Below are 23,472 nucleotides of genomic sequence, written 5' to 3'. Positions count from 1 at the left end.
GAATGGCGCTAATCCATGCGGGCAAGGTCGCGCGCTTAGCGCATCCAGAACCCGTTGCGCTTGATCGTGTTGCGGATCGCCTGTTCGCGGCGCGGCAGGTCGTCCTGATCGAACAATGCGCGCACCTTCATGCCGCGCCCCTGATAGACCATACGTTTGATCGGATCGTATTCCTTCAGCACTTTTTTCACACGGTTATGCGCTGTGACGTGATGAAGGGCCTCGACCACATGATCGCCCTCGCGCGCATAGAGCAGCGGCAGGAGGCGATAATGACAGCTGACCGATCCATCCAGATACCCCTCCGCCAGCGCATCACGGCCGCCCCCCAGCGAATGGATGACCAGCGGCAGAGCGACCTGATCCAGCCACGGGTCCAACTCCTGGCAGATCAGTTCGGGCGGGGGATCGTCGCGGATGGCGAGGGCATAGTCGAGGAACCGCTGGCCGAAGGCGCGCGGGCATTCGTAGTAAAAGAAACCGGCGTTGAAATAGAGGTACCGTTTCCAGAATTCGTCCGGTTGGCCCAGATCGAGTGTCGTGTCGAAATCCAGTTCGAACTTGTCATAGAGCGATTTCCAGATGGCGGCGTAGCCCGGCCCGTATAGCTCGGGCTTGGGCCAGGTGCCTTCGCAGCGCAGAGACGCGCTGGGGCGCACAAAGTCGAACGGGACGGCGGCAAGATCGCCGGTGATCAGCGTGTCGGTATCAAAAAAGACAAACGGTTCGCCTGCGGGCATTGCTGCCAGCGCCTCGATCTTGTTGCCATAGGGGTAGCTCTGGCCGAAATGCGCGCTGTCGAACGGTAAAATCTCGGCGCCCAGTTCTTCCAGCATGTCACGGATATCATCCCCGCGAATGCGCGGATCGTTCTGCCATAGCGGCCCCGGTTGCGGCTCGGCCACCAGAAGGCGGCCCTGAAAATCTGGGCAGTAGCTGCGTAGGCTGAGGCAAAACAATAGCGCCTCGTATTGCAGGCGCCCGCCTTGGGCCACGATCATTACGTTAAAATGCTGGGGTGCTTTGGGCTGCCCGGCCATATCCATCCTGCTCTGACGACGTTTTTCGGCGACTATAGGGCGCGCGCGAACATTGCAGAAGGGAAAGATACGGCAAATAGCGTCGTATTATCTCAAGATCATGGATAATTTCGCTAAAATGGTGGGCGACCCAGGAATCGAACCTGGCGTGCGTCTCCGCGAGGGAGTTACAGTCCCCTGCCACACCTTGCGGCCTGTCGCCCACTTGGCCAGCCACGATAGCGCCTGACGTGGTCGGCTGATTACTAGCGCACCCGTCAAGCGTCAACCGGAAAATGCCGCCCGAAATCGCCTTGCGCGCGGGCAGGGCGCGGCGCATTCTGCGCAGCTGAGGCAAAGGGAGCGGCGCGCCATGAAGAAACCGAAATGGGTGGTCGAAAAAGAACAGGCCAAGCGTGCGGCGGATGCGCAGACCGTTTGGCTGTTCGGCCTTCATGCGGTGCGCGATGCGTTGTTGAATCCGGCCCGTGAAAAGCTGCAGCTGATCGTGACGCTGAACGCCCGAAACAAGCTGGAAGAGGCGATAGCGACCTCCGGTATGACGCCCGAAGAGGTCGAGCCGCGCAAGTTTTCCGCGCCGCTCGATCCCGGATCGGTCCATCAGGGCGCGGCGCTGGAGGTCAAACCACTGGACTGGGGCGATCTGGAGACGCTGTGCCTTGGCGATGGTCAGCGCCCGCCGCGCGTGATCTTGCTGGACCGTGTGACCGATCCGCATAACGTGGGCGCGATTCTGCGCTCGGCCGAAGTGTTTGGCGCCTGCGCGGTGATCGCGCCGCGCCACCATTCCGCGCCCGAAACCGGCGCATTGGCCAAAACCGCCAGTGGTGCGCTGGAACGCCAACCCTACAAACAGGTGCGCAACCTCGCCGACGCGATCAAGCAATTGCAAAAGATAGGATATCTGGCGTTGGGCCTGGATGGTGAGGCCGAGCAGACCATCGAGGCCGCGCTGGAGGGCCGTCGTGACCGCCCGGTCGCACTGGTGCTGGGCGCCGAGGGGCCGGGCCTGCGCCAGAAAACGCGCGAAACCTGCGACGTATTGGTCAAAATCCCGTATTTCGGCGCTTTTGGTTCGTTGAACGTCTCAAATGCGGCGGCGGTGGCCTTATATGCCAGTCAGGCGCCGGACTAACCCGCGCCCGGATCGGGAGGCATGATGCGCAAGATCGCCACATGTTGTTATTGCGGCACGCGCGCGGCGCTGGTGCTGCGCCGCGAGGGCCGCCACGAGCTGTCCTGCGCAACCTGCGGCGCCCCCCTGCGCGAGTTGAAGGCAATCCCCTGCGCCGTGCAGGATCGCGCGCAGGATCGTCCACAGCTGCGCCCCAAACCCAAGCGGCGCCGCGCCCCCGCGCCGCATACCCATGACACCCGCGGCGACCGCCATAAAAGCCGCCCTGACCGGCAGCGCACACGGCGCAAGCCCTTTTTTCGCGACGCGCTGGAAGAGATATGGGACGTCGTCGAGGATATTTTTGACTGACATCAACACGTCTCGCCCGGCGCCGATCTGATAGAATCGGTCACAGATTTATCACAGCTCCATTACCACCCCTTTTAAACTGCTCACTTCGTCCTAAATCTTGGATTAGAAGCGCCGGACCGGAACTTCGGTGCTTTCTTTCACTGTCCCTCGTTCCGTGACTGCGCCCGAAGCTAATTCTTCGGGCGCTTTTTTTCGTGTAGAGGCAGCTACAAGGGAGCCGCGCCATGACAGATGATCTCATCACACAGATATTGCGGAATACGCGTCGCATCGCGCTGATTGGTGCGTCGGCCAATCCGGCACGGCCCAGTTACGGGGTGATGCAATTCCTGCTGAATGCCGGATATGGTGTCGTCCCGGTCAATCCCGGCCTCGCAGGTCAGACTTTGCAGGGCCGCCAAGTGGTGGCCACGCTGAGCGATATCGAAGGCGATATCGACATGATCGACATTTTTCGCCGCCCCGAACATGTCCCCGCAATCGTGGATGAGGCGCTGGAGAGGTTTCCGAACCTGCAGACCATCTGGATGCAGATCGGCGTCGTGCATGAAGAAGCGGGCGCGACCGCCCGTGCAAGTGGCGTCAACGTGGTGATGGACCGCTGCCCCGCGATAGAGCATCCGCGCCTGATAGGGTGAGGCGGGCGGCGCAGTCGTGACTGGCTGGCGCGGGTCGGCGTCAGCCCGGCACGTCGATCACGCTTGCGACTTGGCCCATCCAAGTCGATTTACCCGTGATCTGGAGTGTTTCACTCTGCGTCAGCGCCTCGAACATCTCTGGAGAGAAATTGCACAATTTTACTGGCCCGGCATCAGTGCCGATCTGAACCGATCTGGAACAAAATCTGCCGGTTTGATCCGGCTCGACCGTTAGGATGGGATAGGACAGCACGATCTCGCTGCCGCCAATTCTTGCAGCGATGGCCGGAACTGACCTCAACAGCATGATGTTATAGCCGGCGACCGCCAAAAACGCGGTGACGGCCGTGCACACTGTGAGGCCGGGCAATGTCCGCGGTCGCGCCGCGGCAGGTACCACCCAGAAAAGAGGCAGCATCGTTATACCAATCACCCCCAGTGGAAGGCCGAAAGCCAGCCATTCACCCACCGGGCGATACGCCTCTGACAAGATTACCTGCGGTGCATAAATGAAAAAAATAAATGGTAACACGAGCATGCCGGTCGCCGCAGAATAGCCGTACAAGATCCACCTGTTTCGGTGGATCATCGGCTTTGCTAATGTGCCCAAGTCCTGCATGCTCAGCGCTGACGACGCGGTGACGATTACGCCGCGAAACGCGAGGCCCGGAAAGACGAACGCGATCAAGAATGCGCCCATGATGCACAGGCCCGCCCAGTAGGGAACGATCCCTGATAGAGAGTTGATCAGCACAGGCACCGGCATGACCAGCGCGCAGCAAAAGCGCAGAGGGCCAGTACCGGTGCTGCCGGCGATCCGACGCAACATCGCAATCGTGGCGCGCGCTCGCAGGAACACGACACCCGCAGCCACCGATATCGCGATCATGGCGAACCGGATGCTGTCGGCGCCGATACTGCCCGCCCGGTTCAACGCCTCGGGAACTGCGGCAATCGCGACGATCAGTGAGAAGAGGCCAAAGATCATTGCAGCGAGGCGGGTGAAATCGGATTGTGTCATGGCCGGGGAGTCGCAAAGAAACCCGGCGAAAATATGACGTTACGCCCGCAAAAGCGCCACCTAGCCGCTGTGAAAATCTGCCGCGATGCGCATCTCGCGCATGGGGCGCACATGCTTGGTGCAGGCGTCATATGTCGGATGCGCCTTGAACGCAGCCAGCGCGGCCTCGTCGGCGAATTCGGCATAGACGACCAGATCGGGTGCATCCGGGCTGATCGTATCGGCCTGAAGGTTGCGGCCCACCTCGAAATGATCGGCGTGCGGGATCGCGGCCAGCATCATCAGCCCCTCGCGGACAGTCTCGACAGAATGGCCGTTCGTGGCCGAGAAGAAAACGATGTGACGGATCATGTCAGCCCTCTTTGGGTGTCGATGGTGCGGCGCGCGCGGCCTTTTCGGCAAGGCCGGATTGGCCCTGACGGCGATCAAGCTCGGCCATGACGTCTGCCACAGCCACGCCGCGCGATTGCAGCATGACCAAGAGGTGAAACAGCACATCAGCCGCCTCGCTGGTCAGCGCTGCGGTATCGCCCTTGACCGCCTCAATGATGGCCTCGATGGCCTCTTCGCCAAATTTTTCGGCGCATTTTTCGGGGCCTTTGGCCAGAAGTTTCGCAGTCCAACTGGTATCCGCGCTGGCCTTGGCGCGCCCTGCAATGATGCCGGCCAGATCATCAAGCGTCATAGCCCCATCCTCATCGGTATTCCGGCAGCCGCCATATGCGCCTTGGCCTCTTGAATCGTGAACTCGCCAAAGTGGAAAATCGACGCGGCCAGCACGGCGCTGGCGCCGCCCTCGCGCACGCCCTCGACCAGATGATCCAGCGTGCCGACCCCGCCCGAGGCAATCACCGGCACGTCCACGGCATCCGATATCGCGCGTGTCAGCGGCAGGTTGAACCCCGCCCGCGTGCCGTCGCGATCCATTGACGTTAGCAGGATCTCACCCGCGCCAAGGCTTGCCACCAACTGCGCGAACTCGACGGCGTCAATGCCGGTTTCCTTGCGCCCGCCATGGGTAAAAATCTCCCACTTTCCGGGGCTTACGGTCTTGGCGTCGATGGCAACGACGATGCATTGGCTGCCAAACTGATCTGACGCCTCGCGCACCACGTCGGGGCGGGCGACGGCGGCGGAGTTGAAGCTGACCTTGTCCGCGCCTGCCAAGAGCAGCGCGCGAACATCGCCGGGCGTGCGGACGCCGCCGCCGACGGTTAGCGGGATATAGCACTGCTCGGCCGTGCGGCGCACCACGTCGAACATCGTGCCGCGGTTCTCATGTGTGGCGGTGATATCGAGAAAGCACAGCTCATCCGCGCCAGCGGCGTCGTAGGCGCGCGCGGATTCTACCGGGTCGCCTGCATCGATCAGATCGACGAAATTCACGCCCTTGACCACGCGGCCATCGGCCACGTCGAGGCAGGGAATGATGCGGGTTTTCAGCATGGTATCGCGGGGCCTTTTCGTGTCACGCGATTGTTTATGGGCAAATGGCGCGACATGCCAGAGGATAGGACGCGAAATGACGAGGGAGCGACGCTATGAAACGAGTGATGGCAGCGGCGGCGATTGCGCTGATGGGAACCGGCGTGATGGCCGGTGAGGACGACATTACGCGCATCAAGGCCGCAGGCGACGTGGCCGTGACGATGGATGCGCTGGAGGCCGCCGTCGAGGGGGCTGGCGCCACCGTATTCGCGCGCGTCGATCATGCCGGGGGGGCTGAAAAGGTGGGAATGGACCTTGCGCCCGCGCAGCTCTTGATCTTTGGCAATCCCAAGCTGGGCACACCTGCGATGCAGGACGATCCGCTGGCGGGGCTGTATTTGCCGCTCAAGGTATTGGTCTATGAGCAGGACGGGCAGGTCTGGCTGGCCTATGAGGATCCGGCAGAGACGCTGGGCGATCTCGAAGGTATCGCGCCTGAGGCGGGCTATATCGCCAAGATGCAGGGCGCGCTGGCCAAATTGACCGGCAAGGCGTCGGGTATGTAGTGTCAGGCCAGCGCGGTTAGCGCCTCGCGCAAATCCAGCGCCCCGTCATAAAGCGCACGGCCCGAGATCGCACCGTTCAGCGGCGCGCCGCAATCCCGCAGCGCGATGATATCCGCCAGCGAACTGACGCCGCCCGATGCGATCACCGGGATGCTGACGGCATTCGCCAGCGCCGCTGTCGCCTCGATATTCGGGCCCTGCATGGCGCCGTCCCGCTCGATATCTGTGTATATAATCGCGGCGACGCCCGCGTCCTCAAAGCTGCGGGCGAGGTCGGTGACCATCACATCCGTCTCTTCGGCCCAGCCCTTGGTCGCCACGCGGCCTGCGCGCGCGTCGATGCCGACCGCCACCTGTCCGGGAAACGCGCGCGCTGCCTCGCGCACCAGTGCGGGGTTTTCGACAGCGACGGTCCCCAGGATGACACGGGCCAGCCCCTTGGACAGCCAGCCCTCGATTGTGGCCATGTCGCGGATGCCGCCGCCCAACTGCGCGGGAACCTTGCAACGTTTCAGGATTTCCTCGACCGGGGCCGCGTTGACCGGCGTGCCGGCGAACGCACCGTTCAGATCCACCAAGTGTAGCCATTCACAGCCAGCCGCAACGAACGCCTCGGCCTGCGCCGCCGGATCGTCGTTGAACACGGTCGCCGCCTCCATTTCGCCGCGCAAAAGGCGCACGGCCTGTCCGTCCTTGAGGTCGATGGCAGGGTAGAGGATCATGGCGTAACTCTTTGTTAAATTGGGTTCAGGGCGTCCAGCGCAGGAAGTTCGCGATCATACGCAGCCCGGTCGCCTGGCTTTTTTCCGGATGGAACTGCGTGCCGATCAGATTGTCGCGGCCCACGACCGCCGTGACCGGCCCGCCATAGTCGACATGGGCCAACAGATGGGCCGGATCATCGACGTGGAACTGGTAGGAATGGACGAAATAGGCGTGCTGTCCGGTCTCGATCCCGTCAAATACTGGATGCGGGCGGTCCAGAATCAGATCGTTCCAACCCATATGCGGCACTTTCAGGCTGGCATCGCCGGGCGCGATTGGCCCCACTGTGCCACCGATCCAGTCGAAACCGTCGGTCTCGCCATGCTCCAGCCCGCGCGTGGCCAGCATCTGCATGCCGATGCAGATCCCCATGAAGGGGCGGCCCGTGTCGATCACCGCCTCGCGCATTGCCTCGAATAGCCCGCGATGATCGTAAAGTTGGGCCTGACAGGCAGCAAAGGCACCATCACCCGGCAGCACGATCCGGTCGGCACGGCGCACTGTATCGGGATCGGACGTGACGATGACCTCGCCCGCGTCGCCCTCGCGCGCCATGCGCTGAAACGCCTTTTCGGCTGAGTGCAGATTGCCGCTTTCGTAATCGACGATAACCGTTCGCATGGTCCTAAAGCGTTCCCTTTGTCGAGGGGATCGCATCGGCCTTGCGCGGGTCCGTCTCGACCGCGTCGCGCAGCGCGCGTGCGACCGCCTTGAACGCTGCCTCGACCATGTGATGGCTGTTAAGTCCGTGCAGGGCGTCAACATGCAGAGTCATGCCGGAATGCGTTGAAAACGCCTGAAAAAACTCGCGCACCAGCTCGGTGTCGAAGGTGCCTATTTTTGCTGTCGGCAGGTCCATGTTCCACACCAGATAGGGTCGCCCGCTGAGGTCAAGCGCCGCGCGCACCAGCGCGTCGTCCATGGGCAAGAGGCAGGCGCCATACCGGCGAATTCCGCGCTTGTCCCCCAGTGCCTCAGCCAGCGCCTGACCCAAGGCGATGCCGACATCCTCGACCGTGTGGTGGTCGTCGATATGCAAATCGCCCTCGCAGCGGACGGTAATATCGATCAGCGCGTGGCGGGCCAACTGGTCCAGCATGTGATCAAAGAACCCGACGCCGGTCCGGTTGTCGTAGTTGCCCGAGCCATCCAGCGCGATTTCAACGCTGATGTCTGTCTCGGCGGTCTTGCGGGTCACTGTGGCGCTGCGCATGTTGATCTCTTCTGCTGGAACTCTGCGGCGCTTATAGGCAGAACGCGCGGCCCCGCCAAGGGTCGCGCCGCCACGAACGTGCAAAAGCCCTGAAACAGAAAAGGCCGCCCGAGGGCGACCTTGTCACTGTGACCGTGGGTGGCGGTCTAATTGGAGCGGGCGAAGAGATTCGAACTCTCGACCCTAACCTTGGCAAGGTTATGCTCTACCCCTGAGCTACGCCCGCACCGATTGAGGGGGAGATACAAATTCCGCGCATCACCTGCAAGGCCAAATTGCCGGGTTGCCGAAAAATTGTTCCCCAAAGCCGCGCCCGGCAGCCCTCGCTGTGTGCGCAGATAGTTTTGTGGCCCACTGCGATGATGATTGCAGCAGCACGAATGCCGCCAGCCGCTAAGACTTTCATTGTTCCACAAATACTCTGGGGTTTTGGGGGTGAAACCCCCATGATCGTGCGGCGTTAGCGATATGTCAGCGGTCTGCGACCAGGGATACCAAAATCCTCAGAGTGCATTACGACGCCCTCATCGCCTAGGTAAAGAATCCCATACGCGCCCGGCTCGTCGACTGAGCTATGCACGTCCATACCCGGCTGCATCATGGGCGACTGATGGCAAGTGCTCTTGATCACGCTGGCTGCAATGCCGCCCGCAGCGCCCGAAACCGTGCGGTGCAGATGGCCCGAAACGATCTGGCAGGTGCTGGCGCGCGCCTTGAGCAGCGCGAGGAACTCGGCCCGGTTCGAAAGGCCAATGGCGTCCATTGCTGCAAAACCGACAGGCATGGGCGGATGGTGGGCAAAGACGACCGTCCGCCGCCCCTGTGCGCCCGCCAGCGCGGCATCGAGCCATGCGAGGCGGGCGTCGCAGAGGATACCGGCGTGACGACCCTCATCCACCGTGTCGAGCAGGATCAGCCTTGTATCGCCAGTGTCGATCACCTGCTGCACATGGCCCTCTGGTGTCAGGGGCGTGTGCGCAAACGCATCACAAAACGGCTTGCGCGCGTCATGATTGCCCAGCATCAGATGCACGGGCAGAGGGCATCCATCCAACGCGGCGGCAAGCCGCGCATATTCCTTGGGCAGACCGTGATGCGCAAGGTCTCCGGCGATCACGATCCGCTCGGCCTCGGGGAACTGGTCCAATGCGTGGGCCAGCCCCTCGCGAAACCGCTCGTCCGGGTCTAGATGCCCGATCAACTCGCCGGCTGCAGTGTAGTGCAGGTCGGTAAAGACCAGAATCTTGCGCATCTCGGCTGCGCTCATTCCAGCTCGATCAGCAGGTCTTTGGCGTCGATCTGACCGCCAAGGACGACGTGGACGGCTTTGACCACCGCGTCCCGCTCGGCATAGATGCCGGTCTCCATCTTCATGGCCTCGATGGTCAGCAGCAGTTCGTCGGCCTTTACCTTGGCCCCGACCTTTGCCGCGACGCTGGCGACGACGCCGGGCATCGGCGCACCGACGTGACACGGATTGCCAGCTTCGGCCTTGGGGCGAGCGGCTGTCGTTGCCTTGACCGCACGGTTCGGCACGCGGATCACGCGCGGCTGACCATTCAGTTCGAAAAATACGCGAACCTCGCCATCTTCGCCCGTCTCGCCCACCGTCTGAAGGCGAATTTCCAGTGTCTTGCCGGGGTCGATTTCGGCAGTGATTTCTTCGCCTGGCTCCATGCCGTAGAAAAACGTGCGCGTTGGCAGCACCCGCACCGGGCCATAGACGCGATGACGTCCCATGTAATCGAGAAAGACCTTGGGATACATCAGGTATCCGTTCAGGTCCTCGTTATCGACCCTCTTGCCGTCCAGGAGCGCGCTTAGCTCGGCGCGGGTGGCCTCCAGATCGATCGCTGGCAGGTGCGCGCCGGGGCGGTCGGTATTGGGGGTCTCGCCCTTCAGCACCTTTTGGGTCAGTGCGGCGGGAAAGCCACCCGGAGGCTGGCCCAGATTGCCGCGCAGCATATCGACAACCGAGTCGGGAAACGAGAGGTCATGGTTCGGATCCTCGACATCGGCGCGCGTCAGGCCTTGGGCGACCATCATCAGCGCCATGTCGCCGACGACCTTGGAGGAGGGCGTGACCTTGACGATATCACCGAACATCTGGTTCACATCGGCGTAGGTCTGCGCCACCTCGGGCCAGCGATCCTCGAGGCCCATCGAGCGCGCCTGCGTCTTGAGGTTGGTGAACTGTCCGCCGGGCATCTCGTGCAGGTAAACCTCGGACGAGGGCGCCTGCATCGACGACTCGAACGCGGCGTAATGTGCGCGAACACTGTCCCAATAGTCCGAGATTTCGCGCACGTGGGCGATGTCGATGCCAGTGTCACGCTCGGTATGCGCCAGCGCCTCGACCACCGAGCCGAGAGTGGCCTGAGATGTGTTGCCCGACAGAGCATCCATGGCGCAATCAACCGCATCGACGCCCGCATCGGCGGCGGCAAGGATCGAGGCGCAGGCGATGCCAGCCGTATCATGCGTGTGGAAATGGATGGGCAGGCCCACCTCTTCCTTGAGCGCGCGGATCAGTACGCGCGCGGCGGCGGGTTTAAGCAATCCAGCCATGTCCTTGAGGCCCAGCACATGCGCGCCTGCGGCCTCCATTTCCTTGGCCATGCCGACATAGTATTTCAGGTCATATTTGGCGCGGTCGGGGTTCAGGATGTCGCCGGTATAGCAGATTGAGCCTTCGCAGATTTTTCCCGATTCCACCACTGCGTCCATCGCGACGCGCATGTTTTCCACCCAGTTGAGCGAATCGAACACGCGGAATACGTCGACGCCGGTCTGTGCGGCCTGGCGCACGAATTCCTGCACGACGTTGTCGGGATAGTTGGTGTAGCCAACGCCGTTTGAGGCGCGCAACAGCATCTGGGTCATTACGTTCGGCATCGCCACGCGCAAATCGCGCAGGCGCTGCCACGGACATTCCTGCAAGAATCGGTAAGCGACATCAAAGGTCGCGCCGCCCCAGCATTCCACTGAAAACAGCTGCGGCATATGCGCGGCATAGGCGGGCGCGACGCGGATCATATCGCGGCTGCGCATCCGCGTCGCCAGCAGGGATTGATGCCCGTCGCGCATGGTGGTGTCGGTGATCAGCAGCTGCTTTTGCGCCTTCATCCAATCGGCGACGGCCTGCGGTCCTTCGGCCTCAAGCAGGTTGCGGGTGCCGGGCTGTGGCGTACCGCGCGCGATGGGTGGGCGCGGATCCTTGAGGTCTTTACGCGGAAGAGGGCGGTCCTTTGTCTCGGGGTGGCCGTTCACGGTGATGTCGGCGATGTAGGTCAGCACCTTGGTGCCCCGGTCGCGGCGACTGCGAAAGGTGAATAGTTCGGGCGTCTCGTCGATGAACTTGGTGGTGTATTTGTTGCTAAGGAACGTGGGATGTTTCAGCAGGTTTTCGACAAAGGCGATGTTGGTCGAAACGCCACGGATGCGGAATTCGCGCAGGGCGCGGTCCATCCGCGCGATCGCCGCCTCGGGCGTTTGCGCGTGGGCGGTGACCTTGACCAGCAGGCTGTCATAAAAGCGCGTGATGACGCCGCCCGAATAGGCTGTGCCACCATCAAGGCGGATGCCCATACCCGTCGCCTCGCGAAAGGCAGTGATCCGGCCATAGTCGGGAATAAAGTTGTTCTGCGGGTCCTCGGTTGTGATGCGTGTTTGCAGCGCGTGGCCGTGCAGATGGATCTCGTCCTGACTGGCCTTGCGCGTGGCCTCGGTCAGGGTCTTGCCCTCGGCGATCTTGATCTGGGCCTGCACGATGTCGATGCCGGTGACCTCCTCGGTCACGGTGTGTTCAACCTGCACGCGCGGATTCACTTCGATGAAAAAGAACTGTTCGGTGTCCATGTCCATAAGGAATTCGACAGTGCCGGCGCATTCATACCCGACAAACTTGCAGATCTTGTAGCCCAGATCGCAGACCTCCTGGCGCTGGGCGTCGGTCAGGTAGGGGGCGGGCGCACGCTCGACCACCTTTTGGTTGCGGCGCTGCACGCTGCAATCGCGCTCGAACAGGTGATACATGTTACCATGCTTGTCGCCGAGGATCTGCACCTCGACGTGACGGGCGCGCAGGATCATCTTCTCCAGGTAGCCCTCGCCATTGCCAAATGCTGCCTCGGCCTCGCGGCGGCCCTCCAGCACCTTTTCCTCCAACTCATCCGGCCCATTGATCGGGCGCATTCCGCGCCCGCCGCCGCCCCATGACGCCTTTAGCATCAGCGGATATCCCACCGCCTCGGCCTCGGTTCGGATGACGTCCATGTCGTTGCCCAGCACCTCGGTGGCGGGAATGACAGGCACGCCTGCCTCCATGGCGACGCGGCGCGCGCTGGCTTTATCGCCCAACTGGCGCATGGTTTTGGCCTGCGGGCCGATAAAGGTGATGTCGTTCGCGACGCAGGCATCTACGAAATCGGGATTTTCGGACAGCAGGCCATAGCCGGGATGGATCGCGTCCGCGCCCGATTCCTTGGCGACGCGAATGATCTCGTCGATGCTGAGATAGGCGGCGACGGGGCCAAGGCCAGCGCCGATGCGATACGCCTCGTCAGCCTTGAAGCGGTGCAGGCCCAGCTTGTCCTCTTCGGCAAAGACGGCGACGGTGAGTTTGCCCAGCTCGTTCGCGGCGCGCATGATGCGGATCGCGATCTCGCCCCGGTTGGCGATCAGGATCTTCTTGAACTCGGTCATGGCGCGTCCCTGTTGTTGTAGTTTTGGCAAGTCGATGCTCGCGTTCGCGCAGAGTGCAAATTGCCGCAGCGCAGCGCAACTTGTTTCTGACATTTTAAAATTCAGCACGTGATTGCGCAACGGTTTCGCCGCCCGACTTACCCCTTTGCGACATTTCCTACCCGGCAGGTGATGGGTATAGCCGCCCCGGCAGATCAGCAAGGCGGCGCGCGCCCAACTGACCCATGTTGGCGCGCATGTCTGCGGCCAGGATATGCACCAGATGCTGAAGGCCGAGTGGTCCGAGGGCGGCCAGCGCATATTGCCATGGCCGCGCCATCATCACGAAATCCGCGCCAAGGGCAATGGCGCGCAGGATATCAAGGCCGCCGGTGACGCCCCCGTCAAAGATCAGCGGCAAGCGCGTGGCGGCGCGGATCAGAGGCAATTGGTGGATGGTCGCAGGCGCGCCGTCGAACTGGCGGCCCCCGTGGTTCGACACCCAGATCGCATCGACGCCCGCCTCCTCCAGCATTGGCACGTCGGCAGGGTCTAGCACGCCTTTTACCATCAACGGGCCATCCCAATGGGCGCGCAGCCAGTCCAGATAGGCGCGGTCGGGCGATGTGCGCAGCAGATACCCCGCGTGGGCGGTCGATGGCAGCCCTGAGGTATCGCCAGCGTAGCTGTCGATCAGGCGCATCCGGGGCAGGCCCATACGCGCCATGCCGATCGCCCAAGCAGGGCGCAGCGCAACCTGAGCCATCAGGCGCGGCGTCAGGCGCGGCGGCTGGATCAAGCCCGAGCGAGTCTGGCGTTCGCGCCGCGATGCGACCGGCACATCAACGGTCAGCACCAGCACCGTGAAACCGGCAGCGCGGACGCGGGCCAGCATGTCACGGCGGACCGTTTCGTCGCGTGGGGGATACATCTGGAACCACGCATGATCCCCGGCCAGTGGGCCGATATCCTCGGGCGTTTGTGCGGCGACGGTCGAGAGGGTGTAGGGGATGTCAGCGGTGGCCGCAGCGCGGGCCAGATGCCGCTCGGCGTCGGGCCAGACGAGTCCGGACATGCCGACGGGGCCAATGCCGAAGGGCAGGGGATGCGCGCGTTCGAAAAGCGTTGTCGAGAGGTCTGGCGTGATCTCGCCATGCAGGATCGAGGGCATCAGCGCGATGTTCCGCAATGCAGCCGACCCGGCATGGCGCGCCCGTTCGGCCCCGGTGCCGCTGTCGAGGTACTCCCACACGAAACGTGGTAGCCGTCGTCGCGCGCGCGCCTTCAGATCGCTCAGGGCAGGATATCGCGCGTCTATATTCATGCGCGGCATTTGGCGCGGGCTATGCTGCATTGTCCAGTGCCGCGCGTCAAAGCTGCGCCACTCTGAAGCTGCTGCGGATGTCGAACATGCGTCTATTGGCGCAAGGAAAGGCGTGTTCGGGCCAATGACCGTCGTCTTCGTCTGCAAGATGCCGCTGGTGGTTTTGCTGACTCACCCAAATACGGACTAGATAGTCTGTGGATCAGGCGCGATTACGCTGCGCTGGGTGCATTCCATTGTGCAGGGTGCCCGGATGTGGTGAATGCCGGAATGTTGCGCTAGGTCATATCCGGATGGCCCGTTTGCAAAAGGAAAGCCCGATGGCTTGCATCCAGATTGCCGAGTGTTTGGTCGCGCCTTTGACAGAGGCGGGCGCGCAATGATCGCCGCCTCGCGCAGCATCCAGATTGGCGCCGTCCTGGCGGCGGTTTTGGTGCATGGCGCGCTGGCTATGGCGCTGATGCCCGACGGAGATGTTCAGATCGACGGTGGCGCAGGCGCCCCCGAGGCGCGACTAGGCAGCAGCTTTGCCGACATGGCCGCAGGTACGCTGAAGGCTGCGAAAGCAGTCGATGCGGCGCAGCCCGTGCCGATAGAGGCAGCGCAACAGCCTATCAAGCCCGAGGCTGGGACCCCTCCCAAGCGCCCATCGATATCGCCTGATACAACGGTTGCTGCGCTGACGCCCATTCCCAGCCTTTCGCGCGCTCTGGAGGCGCTCAAGCCCGACATCCCAACCGCTGGGCAGGCGCAACCCGCGGCAACACAGGCCGAGCGCACCGAAGAGATGCTGGAATTCGAGGGCGAGGTCAGCGCCGCCGTAACCAGATCCCTGCGGCCCAAGCGGCGCAGCGAGGAATTCGAGAGCGCGCATGAAAGACCCAAGCCCAAGGCGGCGGCGAAGGCCCAGCGGAAATCCGACCCTGAGCCCAAGGAGCAGCCTACAAATCGCGGCAACGCCCAGCAGAACGCGACCGCAGGCGCCGCAACCGGCAAAGCCACGGCCAAGGCGGCCGCCAGCGGATCGGCTGGCAAGCAGCCGCAAGCGTCCGGCAATGCCGCTGCCAGCAACTATCCCGGCCTCGTCATGCACAAGATTTCCCGCGTGCCGCGCCCGCGCGCAGGCTCACGCGGGACGGCGGTTGTGGGATTCAGCGTGACGGGTGGCGGCGGGCTGGCCAGCGTCCATCTGGTCGGCAGTTCGGGTTCGGCGCAGCTGGATCGCGCAGCGCTGCAAATGATCCACCGCGCCGCGCCATTTCCCGCGCCACCTGCGGGGGCGCAGCGCAGCTTTACCATCAATATAGAGGGGCGCTGACGTCGCCGGTCCAGATCGTCCCTCGACATTCCGGGCGCTTTGATTTCTCTATGCGCGCATGGAGACCGACGCAAACACACAGCCCGGCTGGGGCATCTTCTGGATGGTCGTCACGGGCATTCTTTTTGTCGGGGTGACCGCGCTGGTCAAGACCATTGGCACCCGCATTCCCGCCGCCGAGTCGGCCTTTCTGCGCTATGCGCTGGGTCTGATCCTGCTGATCCCGGCGATCCCGGCGGTCCGGCGCGCGCGTCTTACAGCGCGCCTCTGGGGGATATTCTGCGCGCGCGGCGCGGTGCACACTCTGGGCGTGGCGCTGTGGTTCTTTGCCATGGCGACGATCCCGATCGCGGACGTCACGGCGATGAACTATCTCTCGCCCATATACGTCACCATAGGCGCGGCGCTGTTTCTGGGTGAGCGGCTGGCGATGCGCCGCCTTATGGCTGTACTGGTCGCGCTTTTGGGTGCGGTCATCATCCTGCGGCCCGGCCTGCGCGAAGTGGGGCCGGGGCACCTTGCCATGCTGGTCACGGCCATCAGCTTTGGCATATCCTACCTCTTAGCCAAAATGGCGACAGACCGTGTGTCGCCGGTGGTGGTGGTGGTGATGCTGTCGCTGACGGTGACGGTGGGCCTTGCGCCATTCGCCGCCCTGAATTGGGTCCAGCCGACATGGCTGGAGCTGGTGACGCTGTTCGGCGTCGCGGTGCTGGCGACGGGGGGACACTACACGATGATGCTGGCCTTCCAGGCGGCACCGTTGGCGGTGACGCAGCCGATGACCTTCCTTCAATTGGTCTGGGCGGTGATGCTGGGCGCACTGGTGTTCGGTGAGGCGGTCGATCCCTTCGTCGTGCTGGGCGGTCTCGTGATCGTCGGCTCGGTCAGCTTCATCACCTGGCGCGAGGCCGTGCTCAAGCGGCGCGCCGTTACCCCCGTTAGCACCGCGACCAAAGTGTGAGTGGCCTTTAGGACCCCTTTGTCCGGCGCGGAGTGGTCAGCTTCATCTCTGGTTCAGCGAGGCGTGGGGTCGGGCCGGTCCACGCATAGGCCAGCAGGCATGGATCGCGATCCCCGGTTGTGATGCGGTGCTCGTCTCCGGGGCGGTTCAGGATCAGCGAGCCGGGCGCATAGACCGCCAGATTGTTCTCGGACCACGCGCCCGAGATTGAGATATAGCTCTCCTCGATCTCGTGGTGGCTGTGTTGTGGATAGGTCGTGCTTGGTGCAAACAGCACGAACCCAAGGTTCAGCGCCTTGCACGGCACCGGGCCTTTGGCACCGAGGATCTCGCAAAAGGCGTATTTGCGCGCCAGCGCTTTGGGCAGTTGATCATAGCCGTATTCCCACGTCAGATGATCCTTTACCTCGCGTAGGGCGCGGGCCATGCCCTGCATCGCCGCCCTTTCACCCAGATCCAACGCGCGGGGCAGGTGGGCAGTGACGGGGCGCGTTTCGGGCGCGCGCGCGTCCATAACCGGATTGGCCGAGATCGCCGCCGAGATCGCATCGCGCACCCGTTTGCGATGACTGCGGATCGCCGGACTACCCCCGTCCGAGCCATAACGGTAAAGCGCGTCGAATTCGCGCAGAAGATACAGCCAATCGGGGCAGTCCATCAGGCGGACTGCGTCGTTGGAGGGGGCGGTTTCGGTCATAGGTCATGGTCCGCAAGGAAAGGTCTGTAAAATTTCAAGCACAAAGACCTCGCCCGCCGCAAGCCTCTTGGGGTCGCGAGCGCCGGATCAGCCCATGAAAAATGCCGCCGGATGTGGGTCCGGCGGCATCGTTTTTCAGCGTCGAGCGCCTGACGGGCGCTCAGGCGGTAAGGCTTAGACGAACCACCAGCGCTCGGCCCAGCGTTCGCCGTCCATGTCCCAGTTGGACGCGACGGTCTCGGGCATGCCGATCTTTTTCTGCGTGGCAAAAACGTAGTTGGCGAACATCGGGATAATAATCGCGCCTTGGGTGCTGACGATTTCCTGCAGCTCGAAATACTGCTCCTTGCGCTTGTCCTGGTCCAGTTCGGCGCGTGCCTTGACCAGCAGTTCGTCGAAATGCTCGTTGCACCAGAAGCCGTCGTTCCATTCCGCACCGCAGGTATAGGCGGTCGTGAACATCTGGTCCTGCACCGGACGGCCGCCCCAGTAGACGGCGGAAAAGGGCTTCTTCATCCATACATCCGACCAGTAGCCATCGTTCGGCTCACGCACGACCGTGAGGTCGATGCCTGCGTCCTTGGCTGAGTTCTGATAGAGCGTGGCGGCGTCGACCGCACCCGCAAAGGCGGCGTCGGAGGCCGAAAGCGAGACTTCGAGTTTGTCCAGACCGGCCTCTTTCAGATAGAACTTGGCCTTGTCGGGATCGTACGTCTTTTGCTCCAACTCGGTGTTGTAGAATTGCTGGTTCTGACCAATCGGAACGTCGTTCCCGACCGAGCCGTAGCCAAAGAGGATCTTTTCGACCAGCTCTTCGCGGTTGATCGCGTACTTCATCGCGAGGCGCACGTTGTTGTCGTCATAGGGCGCCTGATTGGCCGACATCGCAAAAGTGAAGTGCTGCGTGCCCGCGATCGAGCTGATGACGAGGTCGGAGTTGCGCGACAGGAGGCCTATGGTCTTGAGGTCCAGCTTGTCCACGGTGTCGACATCGCCCGACACCAGCGCCGTGGTGCGCGCGTTCTGATCGGTCAGGACCAGCATCTCGATTGTGTCAAACCATGCGACGTCATCGCGCCAGTGGTTTTCATTCCGCTCGAGCATCGAAGAAACGCCCGGTTTGAATGACTTGAGTTTGTAGCTGCCGCAGCCGTCACCGGATTTCCAATCGATGGAATCGCCGTCCGCAGGAAGGATGGGCAGATGATAATCGGTAAGAATGAAGGGAAAGTCGGCATTGCCACCGTCCAGCGTGAATATAACCGTATTGCCCTCGACGCTGATCTCTTGGATGGGGGCCACGATCGGGCCAGCGGCTGAGGTGGAACCTTCGCCGCGGTGAAAGCGGATCGAGGCGGCGACATCCTCGGCGGTCACGTCCTTGCCCGAATGGAAGGTCATGCCCTCGCGGATTTTGAACCGCCACGTCTTGGCGTCCTCGGATGCCTCCCAGCTTTCGGCAACCAAGGGGCCTACGGACCCATCGGCCAACACCTCTGTGAGATGGCCGTCTTTGGCATAACTCTGAGCGATCATGAAGCCGTGGTCCCACGTGCCGGGGTTCAGCGTGTCTGAGGTCGCGCCGTGGCCCTTGCCGACGCGCAGGTTGCCGCCCTTCTTGGGCGTGGCGGCCATGGCGCCGCCCATGGGCAGCGTCGCGGCGATGGCGCCTGCGGCGGTGGTTTTCAGAAATCCGCGTCGATCGAGGCGGCCATTGGTGAGTAGCGACATTAGTATCTCCCTTTTTCGTTTCATTGACGGATTGGTTGCCGCGCCAGCGACGAGTCTGCATGGGCGGCTTTGTTCCGGCTTGGCTGGTGTTGATGCCAGCGGCGCGATCTGCTTCTTGCTGAGGACTGTGCCATGGTGGTGCAGCGGCGGCAAAGTGCGCGGCTCTGAGCGTATGATAAGCCCGCGCTCTGTTGCAACCTCTATATCCGGCAGCCTTGCGCGCTGCGATTGACGCGGCTTGGCGTTTTCCATAGCCGTGGGGGGTGGCGATCCGCACGCGGCCCGCCGCCCGACCCAGTAGGAGCCAGCCCGATATGAGCCGCCCGAACATCCTGATTTTCATGGTCGACCAGCTGAACGGCACTCTCTTTCCCGACGGCCCCGCCGACTGGCTGCACGCGCCAAACCTCAAGCGCCTCGCTGCCCGGTCGACCCGGTTTGCAAATGCCTATACTGCCAGCCCGCTCTGTGCTCCGGGGCGGGCCAGCTTCATGTCCGGTCTGCTGCCGTCGCGCAGCCGGGTTTATGACAACGCCGCTGAATTCGCCGCCGATATCCCGACCTACGCGCATCACCTGCGCCGTGCGGGTTATCTCACGTGCCTCTCGGGCAAGATGCATTTTGTCGGTCCCGACCAGATGCACGGGTTCGAAGAGCGTCTGACGACCGATATTTACCCCGCCGATTTCGGTTGGACGCCCGATTATCGCAAGCCGGGCGAGCGGATCGAGTGGTGGTATCACAACATGGGCAGTGTCACCGGGGCAGGCGTCGCCGAGATTTCCAATCAGATGGAATATGATGACGAGGTCGCGTATGAGGCCACCCGCAAGGTCTATGATCTGGCGCGGGGGCAGGACGCGCGGCCATGGTGCCTGACGGTCAGCTTTACCCACCCGCATGACCCTTATGTGGCGCGGCGCAAATACTGGGATCTCTACGAGGATTGTGAGCATCTGTCGCCCGAGGTGCCGGCGATGGAGTACGAGGATCACGATCCCCATTCGCAGCGTATTTTCGACGCGAACGACTGGCGCAGCTATGACATCAGCGAGGATCACATCCGCCGCGCCCGGCGGGCGTATTTCGCCAATATCAGCTACCTCGACGACAAGATCGGTGAAGTGATGGAGGCGCTGGACGGTACGCGGCAGACCGAGGATACGATCATCCTGTTCGTTTCGGACCACGGCGACATGCTGGGCGAGCGAGGGTTGTGGTTCAAGATGTCCTTTTACGACGGCTCGTCCCGCGTGCCGATGATGATCGCCGCGCCCGGAATGACGCCGGGCCGCGTGGACGCGCCGGTCAGCAATATCGACGTCTGCCCGACGCTGTGCGATCTGGCCGGCGTTTCGATGGCTGAGGTCGCGCCGTGGATCGCGGGTCAGTCGCTGGTGCCGCTGGGGCAAGGGCAGACGCGCGAAGCGCCGGTGGCGATGGAATACGCGGCCGAGGCATCGTTTGCGCCGCTGGTTTCGCTAAGGCAGGGCAGGTGGAAGTTCAACCGCTGCGCGCTGGACCCCGATCAGCTGTTTGATCTGGAGACCGATCCGCATGAGCTGACCGATCTGGCAGGCGACCCGGCCTATGCTGAAACGATCGAGCGGTTCAGCGATATGGCAGCGGCGCATTGGGATCTGGATGCGTTTGATGCAGCAGTGCGCGAAAGCCAGGCGCGCCGCTGGGTGGTCTATGAGGCGTTGCGACAGGGCGGCTACTATCCGTGGGACTACCAGCCGCTGAAAAAGGCGTCCGAGCGCTATATGCGCAACCATATGGACCTGAACGTGGTGGAGGAAAACGCCCGCTTTCCGCGTGGGGAATAGCCGTTACCCAACCTCGTAAGGCAAGACACCGCGCGCATCGGGGCGGATCGTCAGCCGCCGTTCCAGCGGCGGGATCGACCGCTGATGGCAGTCGGTCCGCTCGCAAATGCGGCACGAAATGCCGATAGGTTCGAACGCGGCGGGACTGCTGAGGTCCAGCGTATCGGCATAGACCAACGCGGGCGCGTGTTTCACTTCGCACCCCAGAGCGATGGCAAAGCGGCGCACCGGTGCACCAAAGTGTCCGCCGGGTTTTGAGACGTCCCGCGCAAGGTTGATGTAGCGAACGCCGTCCGGCGTTTCGGCCAGTTGACGCAGGAAGCGGCCGGGGGTTTCAAACGCGCGGTGGACGTTCCAGAGCGGGCAGGCCCCGCCGTAGCGGGCGAACTGCATCCGGGTGGCCGAGTGGCGTTTCGTAATCGTTCCGGCCTGATCGACGCGGACGAAAAAGAACGGGATACCCTTGGCACCGGGGCGTTGCAGGGTGGATAGGCGGTGGCACACCTGCTCGATCGACGCGCCAAAGCGGTGGGCGAGGATCTCTAGATCGTGCCGATGCTCGCGCGCGGCTTGCAGGAAGGCGGTGTAGGGCATCATGGCCGCGCCCGCGTAGTAGTTGGCCAGCCCGATTTTCGCGATGGCGCGCGCCTCATCCGATTGGAAACGGGCCAGATCCAGCGTAGCCTCCAGCAGCTTGTCTTGGGTCAGCAGCGCCAGTTGCAGCAGCATTTGAAAGCCGCGCGTTTCGGGTGCGGCGCGCGCGCTGAGGTAGAGGATCCCGCTGGCCCGATCCAGCCGCCGCAGCGGACCGTCATCGGTGTTGACCACGCTGATCCCGATACGCGTCAACGCCTCGACCACGGTGTCCTGCGTGGTGCCGCTGCCCGCGCCAAATCGCTCGGCGGCGCGGTCAACGGCGTCGATGTAATTGTCGCAATAATGGAAAAAATCGCGCACTTCGGTCCACGGGCTTTGCTGCGCTTGCGCATCGTCGCGCCCCAGCGCCTCGTCCAGCGACGCAAGCCGCTCATGCGTCTGGCGATACGCGCCGTGCAGCTCAAGAAACGCGCGCGCAAGGGCGGGGGCGTTGGTCGCGGTCAGCCGCAGATCGGCTACATCGGGGATGACTGAAAACACCGGATCGGCCAGCGCCTCGCGCATGTCGCTGACCATGCGGTCGGCCTCGCCCGAGCCCAGTTCGGTCACGTCGAAACCGAATTCCTGTGCAAGCGCCAGCACAACGGTGGTGCTGACGGGCCGGTTATTGTTCTCCATCTGGTTGAGATAGGGCAGGGACACGCCGAGGCGGGCGGCGAAATCCTTTTGCGTGAGGCCGATGCGCTGGCGCGTTTCGCGCAGCTTGGCCCCGGCATAGAGTTTTTGTGCGCGCATGGCGGCCCCGCTTTGCAGATTAGCTTAGCCGCCAGATTAGATTTGCAAAGTGGTGCGCGCAAGCGCCTTAGGCCATTGCCAATCGCGCCTCGCGCCGCATCACCAGCAGGATTGTAAGGACCGCACCCAGCGACACGATCAGCATGATCCACAGCAGCGGGAACGCACCGGATTCCTCGGTCAGCCACACGCCCGCCAGCGCAGACAGCCCCGCACCGCCGCCGATTTGCAGCGCGCCGGTCAGTCCGCTGGCCGTGCCGGCCAGTTCAGCGCGTACCGACAGTGCGCCTGCGGTGGCGTTGGGGATCGTCATGCCGTTGCCCAGCCCCATCAACGTCATGAGGCCAAAGAAGCTGGCGGCGCTGCCAAGCCCTACATAAAACAGCCCCAGATTGATCGCGAGGCCCCCGGCGGTGAAAAGTGCGCCCCAATATACCATGCGGTTGACGCCCACGGAAATCGAGAACCGTCCCGAGATGAAATTGCCCACAAAATATCCCAGTGCGGGTGCGCCAAAATATAGACCGACCTGCGCCGGCTCCAACCCAAAGACGATTTCACCCACGTAAGGCGCGCCGCCGAGATAGGCAAAGAACGTGCCCGACGACAGCGCCGCCGCCATCGCATAGCCCCAGAACCTCCGGCTGCGAAACAGCACCGGATACTCGCTGAATTGCTGGCGCAAGGTCAGGCCCGAGCGGCCCGCTGTCTCGCCCAGATCGGCCCATGCGATGTAGAAAACCAGCCCGGCCATAACCAGCAGCGCCCAGAAATTGGCCTGCCAGCCAAATGCTTCATCCAGCAGCCCGCCGAATACCGGGCCAATCATCGGCACCACCGCCATGCCCATCGTGACATAGCCGATCATGCTGGCCGCCTGATCCTGTGGAACCATGTCGCGCACGATCGCGCGGCTCAGGACCATCGCGGTGACGATCGCCGCCTGCATCATGCGAAAAAATAGGAACACGGCGACCGATTGCGACAGCGCACAACCAATGGTCGCCAGCAGAAATATCACCAGACCGGCAAGGATCACGGGCCTGCGCCCCAGCTTGTCCGAAATGGGGCCGATAAAGATTTGCAGTACCGCGTTGACCGCCAGATATAGCGCCACGGACAATTGCATCAGCCGGTAAGGCGCGTCGAAATATTCGGACATGCCGGGCAGCGACGGCAAAAAGATGTTCATCGCCAGCGCCGACAAGCCTGCCATCAGGATGAGCGTGGCGATATGCGGCGGCGTGCTGCGGTCGAGAAATATGGCGCGGGTCTGATTTGGCATGGGCCTAGGGCTAGGCCCGCGCCCCGGTAAAGTCCAGCGGGCAAAACCCATGCGGGTGCGGGGCGATATGCAAGTTTGCAAAACGGGCG

The 23,472-nt window shown here is 62.8% G+C and carries 22 protein-coding genes and 2 tRNA genes; 7 read left to right on the top strand and 17 right to left on the bottom strand.

The features are described from left to right. Window positions 1-35: 35 nt before the first annotated feature. Both U3654_RS11335 and U3654_RS11330 read right to left on the bottom strand, forming a co-directional pair. A complete protein-coding gene (locus U3654_RS11335) occupies window positions 36-1,040 on the bottom strand; it encodes a hypothetical protein (protein WP_324751654.1) in 1,005 nt (334 codons plus the stop codon). A 119-nt stretch (window positions 1,041-1,159) separates the two neighbouring features. After that, window positions 1,160-1,243: transfer RNA gene (locus U3654_RS11330), tRNA-Tyr, on the bottom strand. A 149-nt stretch (window positions 1,244-1,392) separates the two neighbouring features. Between U3654_RS11330 and rlmB the strand changes: the two genes are divergently transcribed. From rlmB to U3654_RS11315, 3 genes are all read left to right on the top strand, one after another. After that, window positions 1,393-2,175, top strand: a complete 783-nt coding sequence (gene rlmB, locus U3654_RS11325; protein ID WP_324751653.1) for a 23S rRNA (guanosine(2251)-2'-O)-methyltransferase RlmB — start codon at window positions 1,393-1,395, stop codon at window positions 2,173-2,175. A 21-nt stretch (window positions 2,176-2,196) separates the two neighbouring features. Continuing rightward, window positions 2,197-2,526 (top strand): hypothetical protein, encoded by a 330-nt coding sequence (locus U3654_RS11320; RefSeq protein ID WP_324751652.1) that lies wholly within the window; start codon window positions 2,197-2,199, stop codon window positions 2,524-2,526. Window positions 2,527-2,753: 227 nt separating this feature from the next. Continuing rightward, complete coding sequence (locus U3654_RS11315) at window positions 2,754-3,167, top strand: CoA-binding protein (protein ID WP_324751651.1); 414 nt, start codon at window positions 2,754-2,756, stop codon at window positions 3,165-3,167. 40 nt (window positions 3,168-3,207) lie between these two features. On the opposite strand, the gene U3654_RS11310 is transcribed toward U3654_RS11315, so the two are convergent. The 4 genes from U3654_RS11310 to hisF are packed head-to-tail and all read right to left on the bottom strand — an operon-like array spanning window position 3,208 to window position 5,634. Further along, window positions 3,208-4,188, bottom strand: a complete 981-nt coding sequence (locus U3654_RS11310) for a hypothetical protein (RefSeq protein WP_324751650.1) — start codon at window positions 4,186-4,188, stop codon at window positions 3,208-3,210. A gap of 60 nt (window positions 4,189-4,248) precedes the next feature. Further along, window positions 4,249-4,539, bottom strand: coding sequence for a Dabb family protein (locus U3654_RS11305; RefSeq protein WP_324751649.1), 291 nt, complete (start codon window positions 4,537-4,539; stop codon window positions 4,249-4,251). Window position 4,540: 1 nt separating this feature from the next. Further along, entirely contained in the window at window positions 4,541-4,873 is a 333-nt protein-coding gene (locus tag U3654_RS11300; protein WP_324751648.1) for a phosphoribosyl-ATP diphosphatase, read from the bottom strand. Beyond that, a complete protein-coding gene (hisF, locus tag U3654_RS11295) occupies window positions 4,870-5,634 on the bottom strand; it encodes an imidazole glycerol phosphate synthase subunit HisF (protein ID WP_324751647.1) in 765 nt (254 codons plus the stop codon). Before hisF ends, U3654_RS11300 begins: the two co-directional genes overlap by 4 nt. A 95-nt stretch (window positions 5,635-5,729) precedes the next feature. Between hisF and U3654_RS11290 the strand changes: the two genes are divergently transcribed. Beyond that, window positions 5,730-6,182 carry a DUF302 domain-containing protein gene (locus tag U3654_RS11290; protein WP_416384509.1) on the top strand — a complete coding sequence of 151 codons (453 nt, stop codon included), beginning with the start codon at window positions 5,730-5,732 and terminating at the stop codon, window positions 6,180-6,182. Window positions 6,183-6,184: 2 nt separating this feature from the next. Here U3654_RS11290 and hisA read toward each other — a convergent pair whose 3' ends face one another. The 7 genes from hisA to U3654_RS11255 all read right to left on the bottom strand — a co-directional run bounded on the left by hisA (window position 6,185) and on the right by U3654_RS11255 (window position 14,167). Next, window positions 6,185-6,904 (bottom strand): 1-(5-phosphoribosyl)-5-[(5-phosphoribosylamino)methylideneamino]imidazole-4-carboxamide isomerase, encoded by a 720-nt coding sequence (gene hisA, locus U3654_RS11285; protein ID WP_324751646.1) that lies wholly within the window; start codon window positions 6,902-6,904, stop codon window positions 6,185-6,187. A 25-nt stretch (window positions 6,905-6,929) separates the two neighbouring features. Continuing rightward, window positions 6,930-7,568, bottom strand: a complete 639-nt coding sequence (hisH, locus tag U3654_RS11280) for an imidazole glycerol phosphate synthase subunit HisH (RefSeq protein WP_324751645.1) — start codon at window positions 7,566-7,568, stop codon at window positions 6,930-6,932. A 4-nt stretch (window positions 7,569-7,572) separates the two neighbouring features. Continuing rightward, on the bottom strand, window positions 7,573-8,160 hold the full coding sequence (gene hisB / locus U3654_RS11275) for an imidazoleglycerol-phosphate dehydratase HisB (protein ID WP_324751644.1): 588 nt from the start codon (window positions 8,158-8,160) through the stop codon (window positions 7,573-7,575). Between the two features lie 151 nt (window positions 8,161-8,311). After that, a tRNA-Gly gene (locus tag U3654_RS11270) sits at window positions 8,312-8,386 on the bottom strand. A gap of 234 nt (window positions 8,387-8,620) precedes the next feature. Then, window positions 8,621-9,427 carry a metallophosphoesterase gene (locus U3654_RS11265; protein WP_324751643.1) on the bottom strand — a complete coding sequence of 269 codons (807 nt, stop codon included), beginning with the start codon at window positions 9,425-9,427 and terminating at the stop codon, window positions 8,621-8,623. Continuing rightward, a complete protein-coding gene (locus U3654_RS11260) occupies window positions 9,424-12,864 on the bottom strand; it encodes a pyruvate carboxylase (RefSeq protein ID WP_324751642.1) in 3,441 nt (1,146 codons plus the stop codon). Before U3654_RS11260 ends, U3654_RS11265 begins: the two co-directional genes overlap by 4 nt. 157 nt (window positions 12,865-13,021) lie before the next feature. Further along, window positions 13,022-14,167 (bottom strand): alpha-hydroxy acid oxidase, encoded by a 1,146-nt coding sequence (locus U3654_RS11255; RefSeq protein ID WP_324755273.1) that lies wholly within the window; start codon window positions 14,165-14,167, stop codon window positions 13,022-13,024. Window positions 14,168-14,546: 379 nt separating this feature from the next. Here U3654_RS11255 and U3654_RS11250 point away from each other — a divergent pair, with 379 nt between their 5' ends. Continuing rightward, window positions 14,547-15,485, top strand: coding sequence for a TonB family protein (locus tag U3654_RS11250; protein ID WP_324751641.1), 939 nt, complete (start codon window positions 14,547-14,549; stop codon window positions 15,483-15,485). Between the two features lie 58 nt (window positions 15,486-15,543). Continuing rightward, window positions 15,544-16,449: a DMT family transporter gene (locus U3654_RS11245; protein ID WP_324751640.1), complete on the top strand. Its 906-nt coding sequence runs from the start codon at window positions 15,544-15,546 to the stop codon at window positions 16,447-16,449. 7 nt (window positions 16,450-16,456) lie between these two features. Here the strand turns inward: U3654_RS11245 and U3654_RS11240 are convergent, their stop codons facing one another. Further along, a complete protein-coding gene (locus U3654_RS11240; protein WP_324751639.1) occupies window positions 16,457-17,146 on the bottom strand; it encodes a dimethylsulfonioproprionate lyase family protein in 690 nt (229 codons plus the stop codon). 174 nt (window positions 17,147-17,320) lie between these two features. Further along, window positions 17,321-18,877: an ABC transporter substrate-binding protein gene (locus U3654_RS11235; RefSeq protein WP_324751638.1), complete on the bottom strand. Its 1,557-nt coding sequence runs from the start codon at window positions 18,875-18,877 to the stop codon at window positions 17,321-17,323. A gap of 314 nt (window positions 18,878-19,191) precedes the next feature. On the opposite strand from U3654_RS11235, the gene betC reads away from it, so the two are divergent. Further along, window positions 19,192-20,706, top strand: a complete 1,515-nt coding sequence (gene betC / locus U3654_RS11230; RefSeq protein WP_324751637.1) for a choline-sulfatase — start codon at window positions 19,192-19,194, stop codon at window positions 20,704-20,706. A 3-nt stretch (window positions 20,707-20,709) separates the two neighbouring features. On the opposite strand, the gene U3654_RS11225 is transcribed toward betC, so the two are convergent. Both U3654_RS11225 and U3654_RS11220 read right to left on the bottom strand, forming a co-directional pair. Continuing rightward, window positions 20,710-22,098, bottom strand: a complete 1,389-nt coding sequence (locus U3654_RS11225; RefSeq protein ID WP_324751636.1) for a helix-turn-helix domain-containing protein — start codon at window positions 22,096-22,098, stop codon at window positions 20,710-20,712. A 67-nt stretch (window positions 22,099-22,165) separates the two neighbouring features. After that, window positions 22,166-23,383 carry a multidrug effflux MFS transporter gene (locus U3654_RS11220; RefSeq protein WP_324751635.1) on the bottom strand — a complete coding sequence of 406 codons (1,218 nt, stop codon included), beginning with the start codon at window positions 23,381-23,383 and terminating at the stop codon, window positions 22,166-22,168. Window positions 23,384-23,472: the final 89 nt, after the last annotated feature.

Source organism: Roseovarius sp. Pro17 (genome assembly GCF_035599575.1).
Classification (GTDB): Bacteria; Pseudomonadota; Alphaproteobacteria; order Rhodobacterales; family Rhodobacteraceae; genus Roseovarius.
Note: the sequence above shows the minus strand (reverse complement) of the source record. Positions and strands in the feature narration are given on the sequence as shown.

Coding starts and splice junctions, on each gene's coding strand:
- U3654_RS11335 (WP_324751654.1), bottom strand. CDS start 1,040: ATGGCCGGGCAGCCCAAAGCACCCCAGCATTTTAACGTAATGATCGTG.
- rlmB (WP_324751653.1), top strand. CDS start 1,393: ATGAAGAAACCGAAATGGGTGGTCGAAAAAGAACAGGCCAAGCGTGCG.
- U3654_RS11320 (WP_324751652.1), top strand. CDS start 2,197: ATGATGCGCAAGATCGCCACATGTTGTTATTGCGGCACGCGCGCGGCG.
- U3654_RS11315 (WP_324751651.1), top strand. CDS start 2,754: ATGACAGATGATCTCATCACACAGATATTGCGGAATACGCGTCGCATC.
- U3654_RS11310 (WP_324751650.1), bottom strand. CDS start 4,188: ATGACACAATCCGATTTCACCCGCCTCGCTGCAATGATCTTTGGCCTC.
- U3654_RS11305 (WP_324751649.1), bottom strand. CDS start 4,539: ATGATCCGTCACATCGTTTTCTTCTCGGCCACGAACGGCCATTCTGTC.
- U3654_RS11300 (WP_324751648.1), bottom strand. CDS start 4,873: ATGACGCTTGATGATCTGGCCGGCATCATTGCAGGGCGCGCCAAGGCC.
- hisF (WP_324751647.1), bottom strand. CDS start 5,634: ATGCTGAAAACCCGCATCATTCCCTGCCTCGACGTGGCCGATGGCCGC.
- U3654_RS11290 (WP_416384509.1), top strand. CDS start 5,730: ATGAAACGAGTGATGGCAGCGGCGGCGATTGCGCTGATGGGAACCGGC.
- hisA (WP_324751646.1), bottom strand. CDS start 6,904: ATGATCCTCTACCCTGCCATCGACCTCAAGGACGGACAGGCCGTGCGC.
- hisH (WP_324751645.1), bottom strand. CDS start 7,568: ATGCGAACGGTTATCGTCGATTACGAAAGCGGCAATCTGCACTCAGCC.
- hisB (WP_324751644.1), bottom strand. CDS start 8,160: ATGCGCAGCGCCACAGTGACCCGCAAGACCGCCGAGACAGACATCAGC.
- U3654_RS11265 (WP_324751643.1), bottom strand. CDS start 9,427: ATGAGCGCAGCCGAGATGCGCAAGATTCTGGTCTTTACCGACCTGCAC.
- U3654_RS11260 (WP_324751642.1), bottom strand. CDS start 12,864: ATGACCGAGTTCAAGAAGATCCTGATCGCCAACCGGGGCGAGATCGCG.
- U3654_RS11255 (WP_324755273.1), bottom strand. CDS start 14,167: ATGAATATAGACGCGCGATATCCTGCCCTGAGCGATCTGAAGGCGCGC.
- U3654_RS11250 (WP_324751641.1), top strand. CDS start 14,547: ATGATCGCCGCCTCGCGCAGCATCCAGATTGGCGCCGTCCTGGCGGCG.
- U3654_RS11245 (WP_324751640.1), top strand. CDS start 15,544: ATGGAGACCGACGCAAACACACAGCCCGGCTGGGGCATCTTCTGGATG.
- U3654_RS11240 (WP_324751639.1), bottom strand. CDS start 17,146: ATGACCGAAACCGCCCCCTCCAACGACGCAGTCCGCCTGATGGACTGC.
- U3654_RS11235 (WP_324751638.1), bottom strand. CDS start 18,877: ATGTCGCTACTCACCAATGGCCGCCTCGATCGACGCGGATTTCTGAAA.
- betC (WP_324751637.1), top strand. CDS start 19,192: ATGAGCCGCCCGAACATCCTGATTTTCATGGTCGACCAGCTGAACGGC.
- U3654_RS11225 (WP_324751636.1), bottom strand. CDS start 22,098: ATGCGCGCACAAAAACTCTATGCCGGGGCCAAGCTGCGCGAAACGCGC.
- U3654_RS11220 (WP_324751635.1), bottom strand. CDS start 23,383: ATGCCAAATCAGACCCGCGCCATATTTCTCGACCGCAGCACGCCGCCG.